The sequence below is a fragment of the Streptomyces cyanogenus genome (assembly GCF_017526105.1).
GTDB classification, from domain to species: domain Bacteria; phylum Actinomycetota; class Actinomycetes; order Streptomycetales; family Streptomycetaceae; genus Streptomyces; species Streptomyces cyanogenus.
On record NZ_CP071839.1, the window covers coordinates 2,028,060 to 2,047,446 of the forward strand.

18 protein-coding genes are annotated in these 19,387 nt (G+C 70.0%); 1 reads left to right on the forward strand and 17 read right to left on the reverse strand.

What is annotated here, in order from left to right; translation table 11 throughout:
* Positions 1 to 209 precede the first annotated feature (209 nt).
* From S1361_RS09025 to S1361_RS09075, 11 genes are all read right to left on the reverse strand, one after another.
* Entirely contained in the window at positions 210 to 3,062 is a 2,853-nt protein-coding gene (locus tag S1361_RS09025; RefSeq protein ID WP_208031321.1) for a DEAD/DEAH box helicase, read from the reverse strand.
* 130 nt (positions 3,063 to 3,192) lie between these two features.
* Entirely contained in the window at positions 3,193 to 4,146 is a 954-nt protein-coding gene (tatC, locus tag S1361_RS09030) for a twin-arginine translocase subunit TatC (RefSeq protein ID WP_208031322.1), read from the reverse strand.
* A gap of 45 nt (positions 4,147 to 4,191) precedes the next feature.
* Positions 4,192 to 4,470, reverse strand: a complete 279-nt coding sequence (tatA, locus tag S1361_RS09035; RefSeq protein ID WP_208031323.1) for a Sec-independent protein translocase subunit TatA — start codon at positions 4,468 to 4,470, stop codon at positions 4,192 to 4,194.
* 258 nt (positions 4,471 to 4,728) lie between these two features.
* Positions 4,729 to 4,923 carry a hypothetical protein gene (locus tag S1361_RS09040; protein WP_208031324.1) on the reverse strand — a complete coding sequence of 65 codons (195 nt, stop codon included), beginning with the start codon at positions 4,921 to 4,923 and terminating at the stop codon, positions 4,729 to 4,731.
* Positions 4,924 to 4,965: 42 nt separating this feature from the next.
* On the reverse strand, positions 4,966 to 5,226 hold the full coding sequence (locus S1361_RS09045) for a hypothetical protein (RefSeq protein WP_208036527.1): 261 nt from the start codon (positions 5,224 to 5,226) through the stop codon (positions 4,966 to 4,968).
* 142 nt (positions 5,227 to 5,368) lie between these two features.
* Positions 5,369 to 6,373 carry a helix-turn-helix transcriptional regulator gene (locus S1361_RS09050; RefSeq protein ID WP_208031325.1) on the reverse strand — a complete coding sequence of 335 codons (1,005 nt, stop codon included), beginning with the start codon at positions 6,371 to 6,373 and terminating at the stop codon, positions 5,369 to 5,371.
* A 14-nt stretch (positions 6,374 to 6,387) separates the two neighbouring features.
* Entirely contained in the window at positions 6,388 to 7,341 is a 954-nt protein-coding gene (locus S1361_RS09055; protein WP_208031326.1) for a helix-turn-helix transcriptional regulator, read from the reverse strand.
* Positions 7,342 to 7,500: 159 nt separating this feature from the next.
* The gene (locus S1361_RS09060; RefSeq protein ID WP_004002537.1) at positions 7,501 to 7,872 is read right to left on the reverse strand and encodes an FKBP-type peptidyl-prolyl cis-trans isomerase; all 372 of its coding nucleotides are present in this window, start codon (positions 7,870 to 7,872) and stop codon (positions 7,501 to 7,503) included.
* Between the two features lie 87 nt (positions 7,873 to 7,959).
* Positions 7,960 to 8,964 (reverse strand): FKBP-type peptidyl-prolyl cis-trans isomerase, encoded by a 1,005-nt coding sequence (locus tag S1361_RS09065; RefSeq protein WP_208031327.1) that lies wholly within the window; start codon positions 8,962 to 8,964, stop codon positions 7,960 to 7,962.
* Between the two features lie 143 nt (positions 8,965 to 9,107).
* On the reverse strand, positions 9,108 to 10,469 hold the full coding sequence (pafA, locus tag S1361_RS09070) for a Pup--protein ligase (RefSeq protein ID WP_189300199.1): 1,362 nt from the start codon (positions 10,467 to 10,469) through the stop codon (positions 9,108 to 9,110).
* A gap of 9 nt (positions 10,470 to 10,478) precedes the next feature.
* Positions 10,479 to 11,738, reverse strand: coding sequence for an MFS transporter (locus S1361_RS09075; RefSeq protein ID WP_208031328.1), 1,260 nt, complete (start codon positions 11,736 to 11,738; stop codon positions 10,479 to 10,481).
* 117 nt (positions 11,739 to 11,855) lie between these two features.
* Between S1361_RS09075 and S1361_RS09080 the strand changes: the two genes are divergently transcribed.
* On the forward strand, positions 11,856 to 12,875 hold the full coding sequence (locus S1361_RS09080; RefSeq protein WP_208031329.1) for a LacI family DNA-binding transcriptional regulator: 1,020 nt from the start codon (positions 11,856 to 11,858) through the stop codon (positions 12,873 to 12,875).
* A 54-nt stretch (positions 12,876 to 12,929) separates the two neighbouring features.
* Here S1361_RS09080 and prcA read toward each other — a convergent pair whose 3' ends face one another.
* From prcA to arc, 6 genes are all read right to left on the reverse strand, one after another.
* Complete coding sequence (gene prcA, locus S1361_RS09085; RefSeq protein ID WP_208031330.1) at positions 12,930 to 13,685, reverse strand: proteasome subunit alpha; 756 nt, start codon at positions 13,683 to 13,685, stop codon at positions 12,930 to 12,932.
* 61 nt (positions 13,686 to 13,746) lie between these two features.
* Positions 13,747 to 14,592 (reverse strand): proteasome subunit beta, encoded by an 846-nt coding sequence (gene prcB / locus S1361_RS09090; protein WP_208031331.1) that lies wholly within the window; start codon positions 14,590 to 14,592, stop codon positions 13,747 to 13,749.
* Positions 14,544 to 15,056, reverse strand: a complete 513-nt coding sequence (locus S1361_RS09095; protein WP_208031332.1) for an endonuclease VII domain-containing protein — start codon at positions 15,054 to 15,056, stop codon at positions 14,544 to 14,546. The genes prcB and S1361_RS09095 overlap by 49 nt, the downstream gene beginning before the upstream one ends.
* Positions 15,057 to 15,169: 113 nt before the next feature.
* Positions 15,170 to 15,388 (reverse strand): ubiquitin-like protein Pup, encoded by a 219-nt coding sequence (locus S1361_RS09100; protein WP_020939002.1) that lies wholly within the window; start codon positions 15,386 to 15,388, stop codon positions 15,170 to 15,172.
* Between the two features lie 172 nt (positions 15,389 to 15,560).
* Positions 15,561 to 17,072: a depupylase/deamidase Dop gene (gene dop / locus S1361_RS09105; protein WP_341829299.1), complete on the reverse strand. Its 1,512-nt coding sequence runs from the start codon at positions 17,070 to 17,072 to the stop codon at positions 15,561 to 15,563.
* 232 nt (positions 17,073 to 17,304) lie between these two features.
* Entirely contained in the window at positions 17,305 to 19,071 is a 1,767-nt protein-coding gene (gene arc, locus S1361_RS09110; protein ID WP_208031333.1) for a proteasome ATPase, read from the reverse strand.
* Positions 19,072 to 19,387 lie beyond the last annotated feature (316 nt).

A 19,387-nucleotide genomic window follows, 5' to 3' on the forward strand; every position in this document is an offset into this window, starting at 1 on the left:
CGGATCATCGCCGTGTCATATTCGGCAAGCACCTGAAATCACCCCTGCAAGAGGAGTAGCCTCAACTCGTTTTACACACAGGGCTTTTGTTCGAACACCAGGCGTAACGACCAACAGGTGTACGAATCCCACTCACCGTGAAGAATGAAACGGCGACCGGGACCGCACCTCAGCGGTCCCGGTCGCCGTTTCCAGGGGCGACGGACAGGTCAGCCGACGGACGAGTAGGCGACCACACCCCGCAGCAACTGGTCGACGGCCTTGCGCGCAGCCTTCCCCACGGTCGAGCCCTCCGCATGGGCCGCAGCGGAGATCTGCCCGAGCACGTCGATGACCTGCTTGCACCACCGCACGAAGTCTCCGGCCGGCATCTCGGCCTCCCGCAGCACCTCGTCGAGCCCCTTGCCGGACGCCCACATGTACGCGGCCCAGGCGAAGCCGAGATCCGGCTCCCGCTGCCCGACGCCCTCGGTCTGGCTGATCCGGAACTCCTCCTCCAAGGCGTCGAGCCGGCCCCAGATCCGGACCATCTCGTCGAGGGCGGCCTTGGCCTTCCCGGAGGGCAGCTTCGGCGCCATGGCGTCGTCGCCGACCCGCGCCTCGTACACCAACGCGGAGACGCACGCGGCCAGTTCGGCCGGGCCGAGCCCTTCCCAGACCCGCTCCCGCAGGCACTCGCTGGCCAGCAGGTCCAGCTCGCCGTACAGCCGCGCGAGCCGCTTGCCGTGTTCGGTGACCTCGTCGCCGCGCAGGTAGTCCAGCTCGGTCAGCAGGGCCACGATCCGGTCGAAGGTCCGCGCGATGGTGTTGGTACGGCCCTCGATGCGCCGCTCCAGCTGCGAGGTGTCGCGCAGCAGCCGGTGGTAGCGCTCGGCCCAGCGGGCGTGGTCCTCGCGGTCGTTGCACCCATGGCACGGGTGCGCGCGGATCGCCGTCCGCAGCCGCGCGATCTCGCGGTCGTCGGCGGCCTGGGAGCGCTTCTTGCGCGCCCGCTCCGGCGGGATGTGCCCGGCCTTGGAGCGCAGCGCGGAGGCGAGGTCCCGGCGGGACTGCGGCGAGCGCGGGTTGAAGGTCTTCGGGATCCGCATCCGGTCCAGCGGCTCCACCGGCACCGGGAAGTCCATCGACGCCAGTCGCTTGACCTGCCGTTCGGCGGTCAGCACCAGCGGGCGCGGCCCGTCGTGGTGGTCGAAGCCCCGGTGCCCGTTGGAACGGCCCGCGGGCAGGCCCGGGTCCAGTACCAGGGCGAGGCCCGCGTACTTGCCCGTGGGCACATGGATGACGTCGCCGGGCTTCAGCTTCTCCAGGGCGACGGCGGCCTCGGCCCGGCGCTGGTCGGCGCCCTGCCGGGCCAGCTCGGTCTCCCGGTCCTTCAGCTCCCGGCGCAGCCGCGCGTACTCCTCGAAGTCGCCGAGGTGGCAGGTCATGGAGGCCTTGTAGCCGGCCAGACCCTCCTCGTTGCGCTGGACCTGGCGGGAGATCCCGACGACCGACTTGTCGGCCTGGAACTGCGCGAAGGAGGTCTCCAGCAGCTCGCGCGAGCGGTGCCGCCCGAACTGCTCGACCAGGTTGACCGCCATGTTGTACGACGGCTTGAAGCTGGAGCGCAGCGGATACGTACGGGTGCCCGCGAGACCGGCGAGGTGCTCGGGGCTCATCCCGCGCTGCCAGAGCACCACGGCGTGGCCCTCGACGTCGATGCCGCGGCGGCCGGCCCGGCCGGTCAGCTGGGTGTACTCGCCGGGCGTGATGTCGGCGTGCTGCTCGCCGTTCCACTTGACGAGCTTCTCCAGTACCACCGAGCGTGCGGGCATGTTGATGCCGAGCGCGAGGGTCTCGGTGGCGAACACGGCCTTGACCAGGCCGCGTACGAACAGTTCCTCGACGACCTCCTTGAAGGTCGGCAGCATGCCCGCGTGGTGGGCGGCGATGCCGCGCTCGAGGCCCTCCAGCCACTCGTAGTAGCCGAGGACGTGCAGGTCCTCGGTCGGGATGGAGGCGGTGCGCTCCTCGACCAGGGCGCGGACCTGCTCGCGCGCCTCCTCGTCGTTGAGCCGCAGGCCCGCGTACAGGCACTGCTGGACGGCGGCCTCGCAGGCGGCACGGCTGAAGATGAAGGTGATGGCCGGGAGCAGGCCCTCGGAGTCGAGCCGCTCGATGACCTCCGGCCGGCCCGGTGTCCACACGCGCGAGCGCTGTCTGCGCTCGCGCTCCCGGTCGGCCTCGCGCATCGCACGGCCGCGCCTGCGGTCCTGGTACGACGGCCGGGTGGCCTCCATGCGGGCCAGCCGGACCAGGTCGGGGTTGACGGCCTTCTTGTGGCCCTCGCCCTCCTCGAACAGGTCGTACATCCGGCGCCCGGCGAGCACGTGCTGGAACAGCGGCACGGGCCGGTGCTCGGAGACGATCACCTCGGTGTCGCCACGGACGGTGTCCAGCCAGTCACCGAACTCCTCCGCGTTGGACACGGTGGCGGACAGCGAGACCAGGGTCACCGACTCGGGCAGGTGGATGATCACCTCCTCCCAGACGGCGCCGCGGAAGCGGTCGGAGAGGTAGTGCACCTCGTCCATGACCACGTAGCCGAGGCCGAGGAGGGTCTGCGAGCCGGCGTAGAGCATGTTCCGCAGCACCTCGGTGGTCATCACGACCACCGGGGCGTCGGAGTTCACGCTGTTGTCGCCGGTGAGCAGGCCGACCTTCGCCGCGCCGTAGCGCCGGCACAGGTCGGCGTACTTCTGGTTCGACAGCGCCTTGATGGGTGTCGTGTAGAAGCACTTCTTGCCCTGCTGCAGGGCGAGGTGGACGGCGAACTCGCCCACGATCGTCTTGCCCGAGCCGGTGGGGGCGGCCACCAGTACGCCCTTCCCCGCCTCGAGCGCCTGGCAGGCCTCGATCTGGAAGGGGTCGAGGCCGAAGTCGTACATCTCGCGGAAGGAGGCGAGGGCGGTGGCCTGCTCGGCTGCCCGCCTGCGGGCTGCCGCGTACCGCTCGGCCGGTGAGAGATCCTCTGTCATCGTACTTTCGAGCGTACCGGGCGCCACTGACAACAGGACGATCATTATCCGGATCGTGGATCCGCCGACGGCCCACCGGGAGCGGACGAGGCGAGAGGGACAGGAACGGGCGGCGGAACGACGGATGCCCCCGTCCTCGGAAGGCGGGGGCATCGCGTGGCGGCCTGGTGGTGGCTCAGGTTACGTCGTCGTAGCCGTTGATCCGGTCCGCACTCGCCTGCTCGGGCAGCGCGTGGGTGGCCGGGACGGGCTCGGTCTCGCCGATGTCCTCGGGCGTGAGGTCCAGCTCGGAGGCCTCGTCGTCGGCGGGGCCCGCGGCGTCGCGGCGGCGCCTGCGGCGGTCGTTGAGCAGCGAGAAGCAGCACGCGCCGAAGTACAGCACCCAGATCGGTCCGGCGAGCGCCAGCATGGACAGCGGGTCGGTGCTCGGGGTGGCCACGGCGGCGAAGACCGTGATGCCCAGGATCATGGCCCGCCACCAGCCGATCATCCGCTTGCCGGTCAGCACCCCGGTGAGGTTGAGCATGATCAGCAACAGCGGCAGCTCGAAGGACAGACCGAAGACGACCACCATGCGCGTGACCAGCTGGAGCAGGTCGTCGAGCGGCAGCAGGTTGGCGATCCGGCCGTCCGGGGTGAAGCCGAGCAGCACCTTCGCGGTGGTCGGCAGCACCTTGTACGCGAAGAAGGCACCGGCGAAGAACAGGGGGGCGCCGGTGAAGACGAAGGCGTACGCGTACTTCTTCTCGTGCTTGTGCAGTCCCGGTGCCACGAAGGCCCAGAGCTGGTAGAGCCAGATCGGCGACGCGAACACGACACCGGCCATCAGCGAGACCTGCAGCGCCAGCGTGAAGGGGGCGAGCAGGCCGTTGATCGTGATCTGGGCACACGGCTGCGTCTTGGCGGTCGAGTGGGCCAGTTCCGCGAAGCTCTTCCCGCAACCGACCGAGTCGAGGATCGGTTCGGTCAGGAAGTTGATGATGTCGTTGTAGAAGAAGGCGGCGACCACCGTCACCAGGACGACGGCCAGCATCGCCTTCGCGAGCCGGTTGCGGAGCTCACGAAGGTGATCCGCAAGGGGCATCCGCCCCTCCGGATCCTTCTCCTTGTTGCGGGCAGACTTGAGCAACCCACGTCCTCATCTCGTGCGGCAGGCCGGGGGTCCGGCCCTGCGTCAGCGCTGGGTGGTGTCCGTCGGCTCGTTGACCGGCCGCGAGCTGGTCACGTCGCCGGGGGCCGCCTGGATCGTGCGCTGGGCCGGAGGCTGCTCGCCCGAGGTGGGCGCCTGTGCGGAGGAGTTGCCCTCTTCCTTCATCGCCTTGGCCTCGCTCTTGAGGATGCGCGCGGACTTGCCGAGCGAGCGGGCCATGTCCGGAAGCTTCTTCGCGCCGAACAGCAGGATGATGACGACGAGGATGAGAATGATCTCGGGAGCTCCGAGCCTTCCGAACATAAGTCTTTACCTTCTCACCGAGGCGGCTGGGTGGGTGCTGTCCGACCAGTCGGATATGTGTCCGATGGTCGTGCTGGCAGCGATCGTAACGCTCAGGGGTAAACGAGAGGCAATCCCCGTGCGTACTCCCGGTCCACGGTACGGGCCTCGTTCTCCGCACCACGACCAGCAGCGTACCTTTCCCGCAGGGCAGCATGACAGGGCGAAGTGACGCAAAGCGCTTGCCCCACCGGCCCCACCGGCACCGCCGGGCGCTGCTCAGAGCGTGTCGACGGCGCGGGCCGCGCTCACGGCCGCCCGCTCCAGGTCCTCGGCGGCCCGGTTGATACGGCGCGCGGAGTCCGCCACCTGCTCACCGAGGCGCCGCGCCTCCAGGAACACCCGCACGGCGAGCACCCCGAGGACGGCAAGACCCAGGAAACCCAGCGCTACCGCGAACATCGGCCAGAACATGACGTCGAGACTAGACCGTCCGCCGGCCCGGAACGCGACCGGCTACACCGTGGAGTGCAGCCGCAGGGTGCGGACCCCGCCGCCGGTGAGCAGTTCCACGATCCGTTCCCCGGCGGGCTTGCGGACGGCGGCGCCGCAGCCGGGGCAGGTGAAGGAGTAGAACGTCGTCCGGCTGCTGGCGCCGATGGCCAGGCGCAGCGCGCTCGCGGCGAGTTCGAAGCGGCCGCGGCAGTCCGGGCAGCCGGCTCTGAACACCACCGGGACCACTTTGCGCATCCCGGCGAACGCGGTCGCCACCGTCATCTCACCCGCACGCTCGCTCACAGGCCTCGCTCCTTCTTCTCGTCCGCCGGGCGCGCCGCCGGGAGTGCCGCTCGTGCCGTCTCACGTCCGCGGCGCCGCCGGGGCTGGTCGCGCGGCTCTCCGCGCCCCCCACGGGCGTGCCTCACCGGCCGGAGCTTGCCGACCGCTCCGTGTCGTACGCCGCCAGTGCCTCCGCCGCCGCACTCCGGGCGCTCTCGGCCAGCTCCGGCGGCGAGACGATCCGGCCGTCGCCGCCGAGCCGCAGCGCGAGCCGGCGCAGGGAGGCCGGATCGGGGGTGCGCAGAGTGATACGCAGCCCGCCGTCGGGAAGCTCATCGGCGCTGTCGTGCGGGTAGTACTCGGCGACCCAGCGGCCGCCGGGGCCGACCTCGACCACGACCTCCGGGTCCTCGGCGGCCGGCTGGACCAGGGCCTCGGACAGGTCGCGCAGTTCTATCTCGGGCGGGGCCGCGGGCGCGTCGAGGATCCTGATCTCGGCGACCCGGTCGAGCCGGAAGGTGCGCCGGGCCTCGGAGCGGCGGCACCAGGCCTCCACGTAGGTGTGGCCGACGCTGACCAGCCGGATGGGGTCGATCTCGCGCTCGGTGACCTCGTCGCGGGCCGGGGAGTAGTAGCGGATCCACAGCCGGCGGCGCTCGGAGATCGCCCGGTCGACGTCGGCGAAGACACCGCCCTCGGACTCGAAGGTCACCGACAGCCGGGAGCTGGCACCGGCCGCCTCGCCCGCCGCGGCCTCCACCTTGGCGGTGGCCCGCAGCAGGGCCTGCCGGTCGCTCTCCCGCAGGCCGGGCAGGGTCGACACCGCGCGGGCGGCGACCAGCAGGGCGGTGGCCTCGTCGGCGGCGAGCCGGAGCGGTTCGGCCGCCTCCTCGCCGAGGGCGGCCGGGTTGTGCCACCAGATGCGCTCGCCGTCGGTGTCGATGTCCAGCAGGTCGCCGCCGCGGAAGCTGGTGCCGCACATGGGCAGCAGATCGAGGTCGGCCACCAGCTCGTCCTCGGTGATGCCGAAGGCGCGTGCGACATCGGCGATCCGGGCTCCGGGGCGCTCTCTCAGATACGTCACCAGGGAGAGCATCCGCCGGGTCTGGTCGATGGCGTTGACGGTCCTGGCCGGTTTGACTGCCACAGTCCTGCTCCCCCTCAGCCCTTGGCCACGGCACGCAGCCGGTCCACCACGTCGGCGCGCAGCTCGGCCGGTTCCAGGACCACGACGTCCGGCCCGAACTCCACCAGCCAGGCGTCCAGGCCGTGCCCGTACGGAATCTCCAACTCGTCCCAGCCGTCGCCGAGTTCCCGGACCCCGGTGGCCTTCGCCCGAAGGGGGTAACCGGCGCCCGACCGCAGCCGGATCAGCGCCGAGCGGTCGGCGATCTCGCCGGCCCAGCTCGCGACGGTCTCACGCACGGTGACGACATCGGGCACGGGCGCGGTGAAGCCCGTACCCCGGGAGCGGACCTTGCCGGTGATCCGGGAGAGCCGGAAGACGCGCTCGGCGCCCCGGTCGCGGTCGAAGCCGGCCAGGTACCAGTGACCGCGCCAGCACTCCAGCGCCCACGGCTCGACGTGCCGGGGCTCGGGGCGGGCGGCGGAGGCCTTGCGGTACTCGAAGAGCACCGGGCGGCGGTCGCGGCAGGCCAGCATCAGCGGCTCGAAGGCGGCCTCGTGCACCGGGATGCGCGGTTCCAGGGCGCCGTGCGCCTCGTACGGGTCGACGTCCTCGGGCAGGCCGGCGGCGCGCAGCTTCTGCAGGGCGCCGCTGGCGGCTCCGGCCAGCCGGGCCTGCTGCCAGACCTTGGCGGCGAGGCCGAGGGCGGCGGCCTCCTCGGCGTCCAGGGTGATGGGGGGCAGGCGGTTGCTGTCGCGGCGGGCGAGGTAGCCGACCTCGCCGTCGAGGTTCTCGACGGTCTCGATGACGAGGCCCAGTTCGCGCAGGTCGTCCTTGTCCCGTTCGAACATGCGGTTGAAGGAGTCGTCGTTGCCCGCTTCCAGGTAGGCCTCGATCGACTCCCGCAGCTCGCGCTTGCTGAGCGGCCGGCGGGTGCCGAGCAGACACAGCGCGAGGTTCATCAGCCGCTCGGCCTTGGCAATGGCCATCGACGCCCTTCGCCTTCCCTATGGTGCTTCTGACCGATGACCGTACCGCTCCGCGGGGCGGTGACAAAAGCCGAGGGCCCATGCCCGAGCAGGCATGGGCCCCAGGTGATCGAAACCGGTCGGACCCGGCCGGCCGATCAGGAGTGGATCAGGTGTGGATCAGACCCCGAGCAGGTCCACCACGAAGATGAGGGTCTCGCCGGGCTTGATCGCCGGGGTCGGGCTCTGGTTGCCGTAGGCGAGGTGGGCGGGGATGGTCAGCTGGCGGCGGCCGCCGACCTTCATGCCCTGCACGCCCTGGTCCCAGCCCTTGATGACCCGGCCCGCGCCCAGCGGGAAGCGGAACGGAGTGCCGCGGTTCCAGCTGGCGTCGAACTCCTCGCCGGTGCTGAAGGCGACGCCCACGTAGTGGACGGTGACGGTCTGGCCCGCCTGCGCGACGGGGCCGTCGCCCTCCCAGATGTCCTTGATCTCAAGGTCAGCCGGAGGCTCGCCGCCCGGGAAGTCGATCTCGGGCTTGTCGATGCTCACGTCAAAAGCTCCTGCTTGTGTACGACACGAAACGCGGACAGTCTTTCATCTCCGCGGCCTTCCCGCCCGCTCCGGGCGCCGGTGGGGTCACATCGCCGCGAGGATGTCCACGGTGAACACGAGGGTGGAGCCCTTCTCGATGACACCACCGCTCGGCGGGTTGTCCCCGTAGCCCAGCTCCGGCGGGATGACGATCAGGACCCGGCTGCCGACCTTCTTGCCGGTCAGCCCCTGGGCCAGGCCCTTGACCGCCTGCTGCATCTGCTCCAGCCCGAACTGGCTCAGCCGGCCGGAGCCGTACGTCCGCTCGAAGGTCTTGCCGCTGTCCCAGACCAGGCCCTGGAACTGGCACAGGACGGCCTGGTCGGCCTTCAGCTCGGGGCCGTCGCCCTCCAGGACGTACGCCGACACGAGCTTCTTCGGCGGGCCGGCCTTGGGGATGGTCACCTTGGGCACCTCGCCGTCGGTGTTGGTGGCCACCTTCGGCAGCGCGGCGTCGGTCTGCGGGACCGGCTCGCCCTTGGCGGAGCTCTTGGAGTTGAAGGAGTCGATCAGGTCGATGACGAAGACCAGGGTGTCGGTGCCCTTGATGCCCGCCTTCGCGTTGCCCTCCTTGCCGTAGCCCCAGGTGGGCGGGACGGCGATCTCGACACGGCTGCCGGTCTTCTTGCCCGCGAGCGCGTACCGCCAGCCGTCGATGACGCTGCCCTGGGCGAGCTGGATGACCAGCGGGCGCTTGCGGTCGTAGGAGTTGTCGAAGACCTTGCCGGTGCTCCAGATCTGGCCGAGGTAGTCGGCCTGGACGAAGTCGTTCTCCGCGACCGTGCGGCCGCTGCCGGCGATCAGCGTCTTCACCGCGAGGTTCTTCGACGGCTCGCCCGACCCCTTGGCGACGGTCGGCTTCTCGCCGAACTTCCGGCCCGCCGTGACCGCCGGCAGCGGGCCGTCCACGATCTTGGGCGGGGGCACGGAGGACACCGAGGGCGACGGCGAGGCGCCGGCCTTGCTGGAGTCGGACTTGTCGTCACCGCATCCGGCGAGTGTGACCAGTCCTGCGGGTACGGCGGCCAGGAGGAGTGAGCGTCGGCGCACGGAAGAGCCTCGTAATCGGTCGATCTTGCGGATGGCGTGCGCGCAACTCTACGACCCGAGAAGGGCGCCGTACGGGAAACGTACGGCGCCCGTGTGGCGTTCCGGCATTCCTGTGCCGAAACGCCCTGCTCGCGGATCCCGCTCTACATTCCGGCGATCAGCTTCTCCACCCGGTCGTCCACCGACCGGAACGGGTCCTTGCACAACACGGTGCGCTGCGCCTGGTCGTTGAGCTTGAGGTGCACCCAGTCGACCGTGAAGTCCCTGCGCTGTTCCTGTGCCCGCCGGATGAAGTCGCCGCGCAGCCGGGCCCGAGTGGTCTGCGGGGGAACCGACTTGCCCTCGAAGATCTTCAAGTCGTTGCAGATCCGGGCGGCTTGCCCCTTCTTCTCCAGCAGGTAGTACAGGCCACGACGGCGGTGGATGTCGTGGTAGGCGAGGTCTATCTGGGCGACCCGCGGGTGCGACATCGTCATGTTGTGCTTGGCCCGGTACCGCTCGATGAGCTTGTACTTCATGACCCAGTCGATCTCGGTCTCGATGCGGTCCAGTTCCTCGCTCTCGATCGCCTCCAGGGTGCGGCCCCACAGCTCCAGGACCTGCGCGACGGTGCCGGTGCGGATGCCCCGGCGGTCGCAGAAGTCCAGGGCCTTGTCGAAGTACTCGCGCTGCACCTCCAGCGCGGAGGCCTCCCGGCCGCTGGCCAGGCGCACCTTGCGCCGGCCGGTGATGTCGTGGCTGACCTCGCGGATCGCCCGGATCGGGTTCTCCAGGGTGAGGTCGCGCATCACGGTGCCCGCCTCGATCATGCGCAGCACCAGGTCGGTGGCGCCGACCTTGAGCAGCATCGTCGTCTCGGACATGTTGGAGTCGCCGACGATGACGTGCAGCCGGCGGTAGCGCTCGGCGTCCGCGTGGGGTTCGTCGCGGGTGTTGATGATGGGCCGGGAACGGGTCGTCGCCGAGGAGACGCCCTCCCAGATGTGCTCCGCGCGCTGGCTGACGCAGTAGACGGCGCCGCGCGGGGTCTGGAGCACCTTGCCGGCGCCGCACAGCAGCTGCCGGGTGACCAGGAACGGGATGAGGATGTCCGCGAGCCGGGAGAACTCCCCGTGCCGCGCCACCAGGTAGTTCTCGTGGCAGCCGTAGGAGTTGCCCGCCGAGTCGGTGTTGTTCTTGAAGAGGTAGACGTCGCCTGCGATTCCCTCCTCGTGCAGGCGTCGTTCCGCGTCCACCAGGAGTCCTTCGAGAATGCGCTCGCCGGCTTTGTCGTGGGTGACCAGTTCGGTCACGTTGTCACATTCGGGGGTCGCGTATTCCGGATGTGAGCCCACGTCGAGATAGAGCCGGGCGCCGTTTCGCAGAAAGACATTGCTGCTGCGGCCCCATGACACGACACGGCGGAAGAGGTACCGCGCCACCTCGTCAGGAGACAGGCGCCGCTGTCCCCTGAACGTGCACGTGACGCCGTACTCGTTCTCCAGCCCGAAAATGCGGCGGTCCATGAGGGAACATTACGCCCGATCCCCCGAGCTGAAACGGGGTTCGGCAGCACGATTTGGATCATTTTCCGGTGAAGCCGCAACGACCGCACCCCGCGCGGGAGCTGCGAGGACCCGTCCGGTGGCCAGCATGACCAGCAACGACACGGTCCCGGCGGCCCCCGGCAGCGCGAAGCCCCACAGGGTGCCACCGGCCTGGACCACCGGCCCGGCCAGGCCCGTTCCGACCGAGGCACCCACGGTGAACGTCGTCACCAGCCAGGAGAACGCCTCGGTGACGGTCCCGCTCGGCGCGTGCCGGTCCACGATGATGAAGGCGCAGGCGATGGTGGGCGCCAGGAACACGCCGGAGACCACGCTCAGCAGCACCATGGCGACCGCGCCCGGCGTCAGCATCAGCGGCAGGTAACAGACCGCCAGCAGGGCCACCAGCACCCTCAGTCGCCGTTCGGGCACGCCGGCCCACCGGCGGGCGCCGTAGACGCTGCCGCCGGCCAGCGCCCCGAGGCCCAGTCCGGCCATCAGCCAGCCGTAGACCGCGTCGCCGCCGTGGCCGTCGGCGTACGACACCGAGGCGACCGTGATGGAACCCAGCGCGATGCCGACGAACAGGAAGGCGGCGAGCAGGGCGAGCAGGCCGGGCGAACGCAGGGCACCCAGCCAGTGGGCCTCGCGCGGGGCCGAGCGCCACGCGCGCGAGGGCGGCGAGACCACCACGGAGAGCGCCCCGAGCACGCCCAGCAGGCTCAGCACCAGCAGGGCGGCGCGCTCGTCCCACAGGGACACGCACAGGGTCACCAGCAGCGGGCCGACGGTGAACATGACCTCCTGGGCGATCGCGTCCATGGCGTACGCGGTGTGCACCTGTTCCTCGCGGTCCAGCACGGAGGGCCACAGCGCCCGCAGGCCGCCCTCCAGGGGCGGGGTGAACAGCCCGGCCGCCGCGACGGCCGCGTAGGCGAGCGGCAGCGGATCGGTGCCGGTGCAGGCGAACAGCGTCATGGCGAGGGCGGCGAGGACGGCCGCGGGCAGCTGGACGCGGGGCTGACCGTGGAGGTCCACGAGGCGGCCCAGCACCGGCTGGCCGACGGCGTTGGCGACGCCGTACACGGCCGCGAGGGCGCCCGCGAGGCTGTAGGTGCCGCCCTCTGCGCGCACGAACAGCACCAGGGCGATGGCGGCGGTGGCGTTGGGCAGCCGGCCCACCAGGGTGCCGGCGAGCAGCCGCAGGGCGTGCCTCGCCTTCAGGATCTCCAGGTACCCCGTGGCCATGTCCTGCCCTTCCGTGGCTCGCCGGGACGCCGTGACGGCCCGAAGTGTTACGTATAACGTCCCTGTTCATACGTACCATGTGCGCTGTTCGCACGTCCAGACGACCGGGAGTGAGTGGTGGCCCGCAGCAGCACGCGCCCGACCAGCCGGGACGTCGCCCAGGCGGCCGGGGTCTCCCAGGCGGCCGTCTCGCTGGTCCTGGGCGACAAGTGGCGCGGCCGGGTCTCGCAGACCACCGCCGAGCGGGTGCGGGAGGCCGCCCGCGAGCTGGGCTACCGCCCCAACCTCGCCGCCCGCAACCTGCGCCTCGGCCGCACCCGTACCGTCCTGCTCGTGGTGCCCGCCCTGACGACGGAGTTCTTCGCCGGTGTCTACACCGGTGCCGCGCGCGTGGCCGCCGAGCACGGCTTCGGCGTGGTGCTGTACCCCTCCCCCGAGGGCATCGGCCCGGCCCGCGACCCCTTCGCCTCCGCGCAGGCCGCCCTGGACGGCGTCATCGCCTCCTCGATGGCCGCCGACGCCCTCACCGCCATCCGCGGCGACCAGCTGCCCCTGGTCATGCTCGACAGCGACCCCGCGGGCAGCCTGGGCGCCGCGACCGTGAACCTGGACATCGCCGACGGCGTCCGCCAGGTCGCCGAGCACCTGCTGGGGCTCGGCCACCGCCGGGTGCTGCACCTGGCCGCGGACGTGCCGTCCTGGACTTTCGAGGTGCGCGCGCGAGAACTGGCCGCGCGTCTGGCCGCCGTCCCGGGCACCGGGATCCGCACCGCCCGGGCCCCGATCTCCATCGAGGGCGCGCTGGCCGCCACCGAGACCGCGCTCACCGCGCCCGGGCCCCGGCCCACGGCGGTGGTCTGCGACGACGACAAGCTCGCCGCCGGCGCCTACAAGGCGCTGCGCCGCCTAGGCCTGCGGGTCCCCGACGACGTCTCGGTCACCGGCCTGGACGACCTGGCACTGGCCACCGCGATCGACCCCGAGCTGACGACCGTACGACTGGACGCCGAGCTGTTCGGGGAACGGGGCATGCGGGCCCTGCTGGCGGTCCTGGAGGGCCGGGAGCCGGAGGGCGGGGACATTCCCGTGGAACTCGTCGTCCGGGGCTCCACGGCGCCGCCACGCGCGTCCGCCTGAACGCCGGGTGCCCCGGCCGGGGCACCCGGCGGTACGTGCGCCACGGCAGGCGCCTCACTCCTCCTCGGAGTCCTCGGCGCCGTCCGCGCTCTCCGCCTCCGTGCTCGCGCCGTCCGCCGCCAGCAGGCGGGCGAGCTGGCGGCCGACGATGCGCTTGAACTTGCGCTTCTGCGGGCGCGTGCGGTCCAGTACGGCGACCTCCAGGCGCTCGGCGGGGATCTCCCGCTCGCTGCCGTTGGTGTCGCGGGACAGGGCCTGCACGGCCAGCTTGAGGGCCTCCGCCAGGCTCATGCCGTCGCGGTGGCGCTGGTCCAGGAAGCTACTGATCTGCTCGGCGTTGCCGCCCACCGCGACCGAGCCGTGCTCGTCCACGATGGAGCCGTCGTGCGGCAGCCGGTAGATCTGGTCGCCCTCGGGGGTCTCCCCGACCTCGGCCACCACCAGCTCCACCTCGTACGGCTTCTCGGCCGCCGAGGAGAAGATCGTGCCCAGCGTCTGGGCGTAGACGTTGGCCAGGCCGCGGGCGGTGACGTCGTCGCGGTCGTAGGTGTAGCCGCGCAGGTCGGCGTAGCGGACGCCGCCGATGCGCAGGTTCTCGTACTCGTTGTACTTGCCGGCCGCGGCGAAGCCGATCCGGTCGTAGATCTCGCTGAACTTGTGCAGCGCGCGGGACGGGTTCTCGCCGACGAACACGATGCCGTCGGCGTACTGCAGCACGACCAGGCTGCGGCCACGGGCGATGCCCTTGCGGGCGTACTCCGCCCGGTCGGCCATGGCCTGCTGGGGTGAGACATAGAACGGCGTCGACACCGGTTATCCGTCCCTTTCTGTCATGGTCACTGGATCACCTTGGTAAGAACCGGGCCCGCGCTCAGAGCAGGGCGGCCTTGGGGCCGTCGGGCTCCTCCAGGCGCCTCTGGAGCACCGAGCGGGACAGCTCGGAGGCCTCCTGCTCGGTGAGCCGGCGGAAGCCGTCCTCGGTGATCACGGTGATGATCGGGTAGATCCGGCGGGCGACATCGGGACCGCCGGTCGCCGAGTCGTCGTCAGCCGCGTCATAGAGGGCCTGCACCACCAGCGTGGTGGCCTGCTCCTCGGTCAGGTCGTCACGGAACAGCTTCTTCATCGCACCCCGCGCGAAGACCGAGCCGGAGCCCGTCGCCGCGAAGTTGTGCTCCTCGGAACGGCCGCCCGTGACGTCGTAGGAGAAGATGCGCCCCTTCTCGCGGTCCAGGTCGTACCCCGCGAAGAGGGGCACCACGGCCAGGCCCTGCATGGCCATGCCGAGGTTGGAACGGATCATGGTCGACAACCGGTTCGCCTTGCCCTCCAGGGACAGCTGGGCGCCCTCGACCTTCTCGAAGTGCTCCAGCTCCAGCTGGAAGAGCTTGACCATCTCGACGGCCAGGCCGGCGGTGCCGGCGATGCCCACGGCCGAGTACTCGTCGGCCGGGAAGACCTTCTCGATGTCCCGCTGGGCGATCACGTTGCCCATCGTGGCCCGGCGGTCACCGGCGAGCACCACGCCGCCGGGGAACGTCACGGCCACGATGGTCGTGCCGTGCGGCGCCTCCAGCACACCCTGGACGGGCGGCAGCTGCCGGTTGCCGGGCAGCAGCTCCGGCTGGTGCTCGGCGAGGAAGTCCATGAACGAAGAGGATCCTGGCGTCAGGAAGGCAGCTGGTAGACGCCCGGTGCCACGAGTGTTGGCTTCCACAGGTTTCCTTCCAGGTAAGCAACAGCGCGACGGCCAACGTCGGGATCGTCCCGCAACTTGCCGATGGCCGAATTGCAGTTGAAGCACAGTACGCCACGGACCCTACCCGTCTTGTGGCAGTGATCCACATGCGCGGGCGGGGCGGCCAGACAGATCGCACAGAGTCCGTGCTGGGAGGCGATCAGCGCGTCGCGCTCGGCTTCGGTGAGGCCGTAGTTGCGCTTGAGGTGGTGCTGCCGGCCTTTCACCGCCTTGCACGCCTTGCACAGTGTCGCCAGACCGTCCGAGGCACTGCTGTTGCGAGTCCACTCACCATGCGGCTTGATCTCGCCGCAGGTGCGGCAGTACTTGTGCCCCTCGGGCGCCTGGACCCTTGGACGGACATTAAGGCCCCGCGCCAGTTGCCGCTGCTGGTGGTAGGCAGCCGCGCACTCACGGCAATAGGCCTGCAGGCCGTCCCTCATGGACTTGTTCTTCGCAAATGCTGCTCGCGGCTTGGGTTCCCTGCACCGCGAGCAGCGCTTCGCGCTCGCCTCACTTGCCAACTCAGACCCCCCAGCGACCTTCGATTCGAAGGCTACTCGCCGCCCTTCTGAACGAAACTTCGAACGAAGTCCTCTGCGTTCTCCTCCAGGACATCGTCGATCTCGTCCAGGACCGAGTCCACGTCGTCGCTCAGCTTCTCGTGCCGTTCCTTGAGGTCCTCCGAGGCCTGCGCGTCCTGCGCCTGCTCCTCGACCTCTTCCGTGGACCGGGTGGCCTTCTGCTGGCCGCCGCCGGTGTCCTTGGTCGCCATAACCCTCACCCCGCTCAGTTCGCCTGCCGATCGGTGATGATCAGACCCTATAGTCCGGGTCCGACATCGGCCCCGTAGTTTCCACAACATACGGGGGCCACCTGGATGATTCCCGGGCGGTGGGGTTTCCACCCCGGCCGCCCGGGTCGGAACCAGTACCCGCTGATCGCTCTCAGTTGCCCGACAGGACCCTGACCAGGTCTTCCGCCGTGCGGCAGCGGTCCAGCAGCTCCTTGACGTGATTTCGCGTTCCGCGTAGCGGTTCCAGGGTTGGGACGCGCTGCAGGGAGTCGCGGCCGGGCAGGTCGAAGATGACCGAGTCCCAGCTCGCGGCGGCCACGTCGTCCGCGTACTGCTCCAGGCAGCGTCCGCGGAAGTAGGCGCGCGTGTCCTCCGGCGGCTTCGTACGCGCCCGGTCGACCTCGGCCTCGTCCAGCAGCCGCTTGATGCGCCCGCGGGCCACCAGCCGGTTGTACAGGCCCTTCTCGGCGCGTACGTCGGCGTACTGGAGGTCGACCAGGTGCAGCCGGGCCGCGTCCCAGTCCAGGTCGTCGCGCCGGCGGTAGCCCTCCATCAGCTCCCGCTTGGCGACCCAGTCCAGCTCGCCGGCCAGGCTCATCGGGTCGTTCTCCAGCCGGGTGAGGGTGTCCTCCCAGCGGCTGAGCACGTCCTTGGTCTGGTCGTCGGCGTCGGCGCCGAAGCGCTCCTCGACGTACTTGCGGGCCAGCTCGAAGTACTCCATCTGCAACTGGACCGCGGTGAGTGTGCGCCCGCTGCGCAGGGTGACCAGGCGCTTGAGGGACGGGTCGTGCGAGACCTGGTGCAGGGTGCGCACGGGCTGGTCGACGGCGAGGTCAACGGCGATGAAGCCGTCCTCGATCATGGACAGGACCAGGGCGGTCGTGCCCAGCTTGAGGTAGGTGGAGATCTCCGAGAGGTTGGCGTCTCCGATGATCACATGCAGCCGGCGGTACTTCTCGGCGTCCGCGTGCGGCTCGTCGCGGGTGTTGATGATCGGGCGCTTGAGCGTGGTCTCCAGGCCGACCTCGACCTCGAAGTAGTCCGCGCGCTGGCTGAGCTGGAAGCCGTGCTCGTGCCCGTCCTGGCCGATGCCGACGCGGCCCGCTCCGGCGAAGACCTGACGGGAGACGAAGAAGGGCGTGAGGTGGCGCACGATGTCCGAGAACGGGGTCTCCCGCTTCATCAGGTAGTTCTCGTGCGTGCCGTAGGAGGCGCCCTTGTTGTCGGTGTTGTTCTTGTAGAGGTGGATCGGCTGGGCCCCGGGCAGCTGTGCCGCCCGCTCGGCGGCCTCGGCCATGATCCGCTCGCCGGCCTTGTCCCACAGGACGGCGTCGCGGGGGTTGGTGACCTCGGGGGCGCTGTACTCGGGGTGGGCGTGGTCGACGTACAGACGGGCACCGTTGGTGAGGATCACATTGGCCAGGCCGATGTCCTCGTCGGTGAGCTGGCTGGCGTCGGCGGCCTCCCGGGCGAGGTCGAAGCCTCGCGCGTCCCGCAGCGGATTCTCCTCCTCGAAGTCCCAGCGGGCCCGGCGGGCCCGGTGCATCGCCGCCGCGTAGGCGTTGACGATCTGGGACGAGGTGAGCATGGCATTGGCGTTCGGGTGGCCGGGGACGGAGATCCCGTACTCCGTCTCGATGCCCATTACTCGCCGTACGGTCATGCGGCCCTCCTTGCCCGGCGGCACCCTCGGTCGTGGGCGCCGCTCAAGTACCGCTGGCGCTCCGGTGCGTGTGCGGTGCCCGTCCCCGCACGGCGCGACTCGGCGGCAGGAACGAGCCTAGAACGCCTTTGCGCTGGTGGGGAGATCATTTGCGTCATTGACTGCTCCGGTCGTGGCCCGCAAAACAGTCGGCTGCGGGTACCCGCCGAGGGCACCCGCAGCCGCCCTGCCGTTACAGGTACTGACCGGTATTCGCCACCGTGTCGATGGAGCGTCCGGTGTCCGCGCCCTGCTTTCCGGTGATGAGGGTACGGATGTAGACGATCCGCTCGCCCTTCTTTCCGGAGATCCGAGCCCAGTCGTCCGGGTTCGTGGTGTTGGGCAGGTCCTCGTTCTCCTTGAACTCGTCCACGCAGGCCTGGAGCAGGTGGGAGACGCGGAGACCCTTCTGGCTCTTCTCCAGGAAGTCCTTGATCGCCATCTTCTTGGCGCGGCCCACGATGTTCTCGATCATGGCTCCGGAGTTGAAGTCCTTGAAGTAGAGGACTTCCTTGTCGCCGTTGGCGTAGGTGACCTCCAGGAAGCGGTTCTCCTCGGACTCGGCGTACATGTGCTCGACCGCGGTCTGGATCATGCCCTGGACCGTGGCGCTCTTGTCGCCGCCGTGTTCCGCGAGGTCGTCCCCGTGCAGTGGGAGACGCTCGGTGAGGTACTTGCCGAAGATGTCCTTCGCCGCCTCGGCGTCCGGACGCTCGATCTTGATCTTCACGTCGAGCCGGCCGGGGCGCAGGATGGCGGGGTCGATCATGTCCTCGCGGTTGGAGGCGCCGATCACGACCACGTTCTGCAGGCCCTCCACGCCGTCGATCTCGGCGAGCAGCTGCGGGACGATGGTGTTCTCCACGTCCGAGCTGACACCGGAGCCACGGGTGCGGAAGAGGGACTCCATCTCGTCGAAGAAGACGATCACGGGGGTGCCCTCGCTGGCCTTCTCACGCGCACGCTGGAAGACCAGGCGGATCTGCCGCTCGGTCTCGCCGACGTACTTGTTGAGCAGCTCGGGACCCTTGATGTTCAGGAAGAAGCTCTTGCCCGCGGCCTGACCGGTGACCTCGGCGACCTTCTTGGCCAGCGAGTTCGCGACCGCCTTGGCGATCAGCGTCTTGCCGCAGCCGGGGGGGCCGTAGAGCAGGACGCCCTTGGGCGGGCGCAGCTCGTGCTCCTTGAACAGGTCCGGGTAGAGGTACGGCAGCTCCACCGCGTCGCGGATGGCCTCGATCTGGTTGCCGAGGCCGCCGATCTGCTCGTAGCCGATGTCGGGGACCTCTTCGAGGACCAGTTCCTCGACCTCGCTCTTGGGCACGACCTCGTAGACGTAGCCGGAGCGGGGTTCGAGCAGGAGGGCGTCGCCGGGGCGGATGGTGACGTCCAGCAGCGGCTCGGCGAGCCGTACCACCCGCTCCTCGTCGGTGTGCCCCAGCACGAGGGCGCGCTCGCCGTCCTCCAGGATCTCCTTGAGGGTGACGATGTCGCCGACGCGCTCGAACTCCATGGCCTCGACCACGTTGAGCGCCTCGTTGAGCATGAGCTCCTGGCCGCGCCGCAGGTCGTCGAGCTCGACGCTGGGGCTGACGTTCACCCGGAGCTTGCGGCCCCCGGTGAAGATGTCGGCGGTGCCGTCCTCGTTCGCCTGCAGGAAGACACCGAAGCCGGCCGGCGGCTGAGCGAGCCGGTCGACCTCCTCCTTGAGGGCCACGATCTGGTCGCGGGCCTCGCGGAGGGTGTTGGCCAGTCGTTCGTTCTGGGCGGACACGCCGGCCAGGTTGGTCTGCAGCTCGACGATCCGCTCTTCGAGAATCCTCGTGTGGCGCGGAGAGTCGGCGAGCTTGCGGCGCAGGACGGCGATCTCCTGCTCAAGGTAGGCGATCTGCCCGGCCGGGTCCTCGGACCCTCGTCCCGGGCGGATGCCGCGGTTCATGTCGTCGTCGTGGGCTGCCACGGTCCTCACCTCCTCCAAGGGGAGCTGGACGCTTCCAGACCCTACCTGGGTGGGTGTCGATTGAAACCCCTAGATCACAAAGACTGTCAAGGTGTGTCGTCGGTCACCCGGCGCACACTCCCTCGCACGGAGGGGATACCCACTCAACGTGAGGGGAAAGCCGCTTGTTCCATGCATGGCGCGGTCGAATCCCTTCCCCACCGGCCGGAGTTGTCCGCTCGTGGCCGATCGGCCGGTCCGCGGGCAGCACGCAGGGCGCTCTTGCGATCATCACGCAGAGCGACGGCACCGGCGGGCGGGGTCACCGCCGTGGTGG

Bases quoted from the DNA above. Each gene is read 5' to 3' on its own strand.
- S1361_RS09025 (WP_208031321.1), bottom strand. From the start codon at position 3,062: ATGATCGTCCTGTTGTCAGTGGCGCCCGGTACGCTCGAAAGTACGATG.
- tatA (WP_208031323.1), bottom strand. From the start codon at position 4,470: ATGTTCGGAAGGCTCGGAGCTCCCGAGATCATTCTCATCCTCGTCGTC.
- S1361_RS09040 (WP_208031324.1), bottom strand. From the start codon at position 4,923: ATGTTCTGGCCGATGTTCGCGGTAGCGCTGGGTTTCCTGGGTCTTGCC.
- S1361_RS09045 (WP_208036527.1), bottom strand. From the start codon at position 5,226: ATGACGGTGGCGACCGCGTTCGCCGGGATGCGCAAAGTGGTCCCGGTG.
- S1361_RS09055 (WP_208031326.1), bottom strand. From the start codon at position 7,341: ATGGCCATTGCCAAGGCCGAGCGGCTGATGAACCTCGCGCTGTGTCTG.
- pafA (WP_189300199.1), bottom strand. From the start codon at position 10,469: ATGGACCGCCGCATTTTCGGGCTGGAGAACGAGTACGGCGTCACGTGC.
- S1361_RS09075 (WP_208031328.1), bottom strand. From the start codon at position 11,738: ATGGCCACGGGGTACCTGGAGATCCTGAAGGCGAGGCACGCCCTGCGG.
- S1361_RS09095 (WP_208031332.1), bottom strand. From the start codon at position 15,056: ATGAGGGACGGCCTGCAGGCCTATTGCCGTGAGTGCGCGGCTGCCTAC.
- S1361_RS09100 (WP_020939002.1), bottom strand. From the start codon at position 15,388: ATGGCGACCAAGGACACCGGCGGCGGCCAGCAGAAGGCCACCCGGTCC.
- dop (WP_341829299.1), bottom strand. From the start codon at position 17,072: ATGACCGTACGGCGAGTAATGGGCATCGAGACGGAGTACGGGATCTCC.